The following is a 3,426-nucleotide window of genomic DNA, read 5'->3' on the forward strand; positions in this document are numbered from 1 at the left end:
TCAGTACCAGGCGCTAACGTCCTAAAATAGTTTAAGGAAAGATCGGTTAAATCTGCATCAGCGACTAATAAACACCCGTCTTGTTTCAAACATTCTGGGATTAAGGTTTCTAAGGTAGCTAAAATCTGAGCCCGACGTTCACTACAAGTGGAACTAAGTAAGAAATGATTCATGGCTAGTTCCGCTTCATCAATAATGATCAATGTGTTTGACCACTGACTTTCACTTAGTTTCCACAAGCTATCCCAACACAACCCTAAATCTGTGATATCTTCCCATAGTAGGGTTCGTGTGTTTCCTTTAAGATCCCCGATCCACTCAACATCCCATTTAATGGCTTGTTCTCGTCCTAGGGCAATACGCGGCGTAATGGTCAGGATTTTGCGTCCCTCTAACTTAGCTCGTTCAATGACTTTGTTTATTTGATAGGATTTCCCTGTTCCTTTGGGACTTTTCAGGGCAACAATACCCTTTAACTCTGGAATTAGGGTTTCTAGATTAGGTAAGTAACGTTCGTCTATTGTTTTAAAAGGTTTGAGGCTAAGCTGTCTGAGTGCTTTTTGTTCTTCTTTGAGTAGATGTTTACGTTGTTCGCGGTTACAAAGACGAATGAATTCTTGCGGTTTTAGGGTCTCTGCATTATCGAATGTCTCTTTGCTGATTTCATCGACATCGCCGTTTGTTTTGGTGACTTGCCCCCACCATTTTACTTTGATATTCGATTGGATTTGACCGATTTTATTGAACTGGGACACCATTCGTCCAAATACACGAGGATTAATGGCGTCTCCCCCATCGGGACATACCCAAACTTCTTCAAAGTCATATAACAAAGCTTTTAGTTGATTAGGACTTGAGGCAAACGCTCCCCCGGCTGCTCCTATTACAGGATACCCTGTAATCTTCGAGGCGATAATCGCTTTTAGAAATCCTTCTACGAGAATTACAATATCACCTCCTCTTCCGTAATAATCAACGTAGGTTAATGGTAATTCTAATTCCTTATTAACTACCACGTGACTACTCAGTGCAGTTTTCGGCCAAACGTACTTAGCCCCTTTCTTCTCCTCTTGACTTGGATCTCGACGGATTTGATATCCTTGGACTAATCCCTCTTTGGTAAAGGCCGGTACACTGTACCCTCTATCTCTGAGGCTAAACTTATTTTTGTAAACCCCTGGAAATGTCCAATGCACACCGACTACAGTGTCTTGAGCTTTTTCTAAGGAGAAAAAGCCAAAACGTTCTATGTCCTTTTCTGATAGCCCACGCTCGATAAGATTCTGCCGATGGTCTTTGTCTAGTCCAGTGGGATTTCTCAGGGATTTGAAAATCTTATCAAAGTCCTTACTGCCGAGTGCATTCTTTAGTTGTCTTTTGTCTTTTTTCTTCTTCTCAGTCTTAGTTCGCCTTAGAAACCGCTCTAACTGTCTTGCATCACGAGCGCACTCATCTTGCTTGACGAAGTATCCCCAAGGGGCAGGATCTACAGTTCTAATAAATTTGTAATTGTCAACAACTAAGTCGGTTTCATAGGCGGCTTCGTGGCATAACACACTGTCGTCGGGTAGAATTCTACAATCCCCAGTGGTGTCTCCGCAAATAGGACAGGATAAACCCTTCTTCGTGGGTCTGAAAATATTAGCCATGTTTGTCTTCTCAATTCTTAGTATTTTGCACTGAACGTAGCGAAATGAAATGGAGTGAAGAATTCTTCAAACCAATAAGGATGCTTCGGTGGTTATCCGTGTGGTGATTTGTTATCATTGAATAGATATTTGGATTTAGGGAGAGGCTTTGCTTGGCTTTTCCCAGTTCTCTATTGCTACTATTATTCGTCCTGTTTTATACTCAATGAGTGTTCGATCAGGGAATTTTAGTGCATTGAAGAGATGGGTGCATTCAATTGACCTGGAGGACGCTCTCTTTTTTGCAAAAGCGCCCTGTTCGTCCAAAGAACTTCCTACACTGCTCTCAAATCCCCTTGACAATCCTTGCTTTTAAGGGCTTTAAGGTGTATTTCTTTCTGAAGACAAAGACTTCGGTAAACATATCCTAGGGTCAACCGGTAACATTTTGGCATTCGGTTATATTCTTGCCCCCAGGACCTTACGGTTTTATCTGTAACGCCTAATAGTCTAACTAAGACTTGTCTGGTTTCTTTGTTAAAATCTTTTTGTGCTTCGTACAGCTTCCTTACATTGGGAGGTAGTTTATCGATTTCATAGAGTTTTCGGATAAACTCTATCCCACTCATCTCTTTTACTTTCAAATAATGGGGATAATCAATTTTATCTGAATATCCATACTCTGTATGTGTGCGACTCAAAGGGGACGCTTTTCTATGTGCTAACATATTCTTTGGTTCTCTTGCTGTCTGTGCAGTAAGTGGGCAAGTCGGCTCCTAGTGCTACCAACACTTTGAGTCGGCGTTAATGCCCTGTGTTGAATCGATTATAACATCCTCTGTACAGAATGTAGGCGATCGCTGTAAAATGGAAAATCTTCCGAAATTCCTATGTAGTCAACGTTTCCCGTCTTTTGTCTGTTTATATTAAAAATACTAATATAAATATTACATTATATTATTTTTTTTTTATGTAGTTTATGTAGTTCTTCCTCAAAAAAGCCCAAAAAACCCGTAAAGTGTCACCATCATAGACACTTCCTGCTTTGACGAGAAAAAGGAAAGCTTCGTGTTGATCAATTAAATAATATAAAAGATTTTCAATTAATTCTGGGTTTTGAACAGAATATAAATGATTTTGAGCAAAATCAATAAAAATTGATTATTTTAAAAGAATAGTATAATAATTCAAAGATTTTTAAAAAGAATATGAGTCAGTCAGTAATTATCCCTGACGAACTAGGGGAAATAATAGTAACCGTCATCTAATTTTATGAAAATGCGGTTGACAAAAGAGATCCATCTATTGTCTTCACAGAACTGTGTTTTTCACCAAGAAGTTTCCTTTTGACTTGGTTCAGGTATCTCTATTACGCTTATTGTTGTTATTGGCTTATTTTTGGGATTGATATTCGGGGTTAATGTCCCCGATGGTGCTGCTTGTTCACAAGGGCATTTTCTCTGTCATTGGTTCCGTTTTCGTCAGCCTAAAGTTGAGTTTGAATTATGATATTAGCATCTTTTTGAGTATGGGAGTGATCAGAATCATCTTAAGATAGCGATCGCTATCTATAACATTTCGGTAGATTCTGGGAATAATAGTAAAGATAGCCCATAAGCACAACAAGCATTAATGGTTCTAATGCTCAAGTCTTAATGCGTTTATAACTCCTGCGAGGATTTTTATGCTCAAAGAACTGGTTGGCAAACGAATTTCCCTTCCAGAACAGTTACACCGGAACAGTTTTAGTTACATCAGTTGAAGTAATTGATGAAACGGTTATTCTTTGAAGTAAAAA

General features: G+C 39.1%; 1 protein-coding gene and 1 pseudogene. Both read right to left on the minus strand.

Annotated features, from left to right (window positions below; genetic code table 11):
* Positions 1 to 1,649 (minus strand): annotated as a pseudogene (locus C4E06_RS16200) (bifunctional DNA primase/helicase); the annotation flags it as partial.
* 314 nt (positions 1,650 to 1,963) lie between these two features.
* The gene (locus C4E06_RS16205) at positions 1,964 to 2,356 is read right to left on the minus strand and encodes a hypothetical protein (RefSeq protein ID WP_107668999.1); all 393 of its coding nucleotides are present in this window, start codon (positions 2,354 to 2,356) and stop codon (positions 1,964 to 1,966) included.
* Positions 2,357 to 3,426: the final 1,070 nt, after the last annotated feature.

The organism is Cyanothece sp. BG0011 (assembly GCF_003013815.1).
Classification (GTDB): Bacteria; Cyanobacteriota; Cyanobacteriia; order Cyanobacteriales; family Microcystaceae; genus Crocosphaera.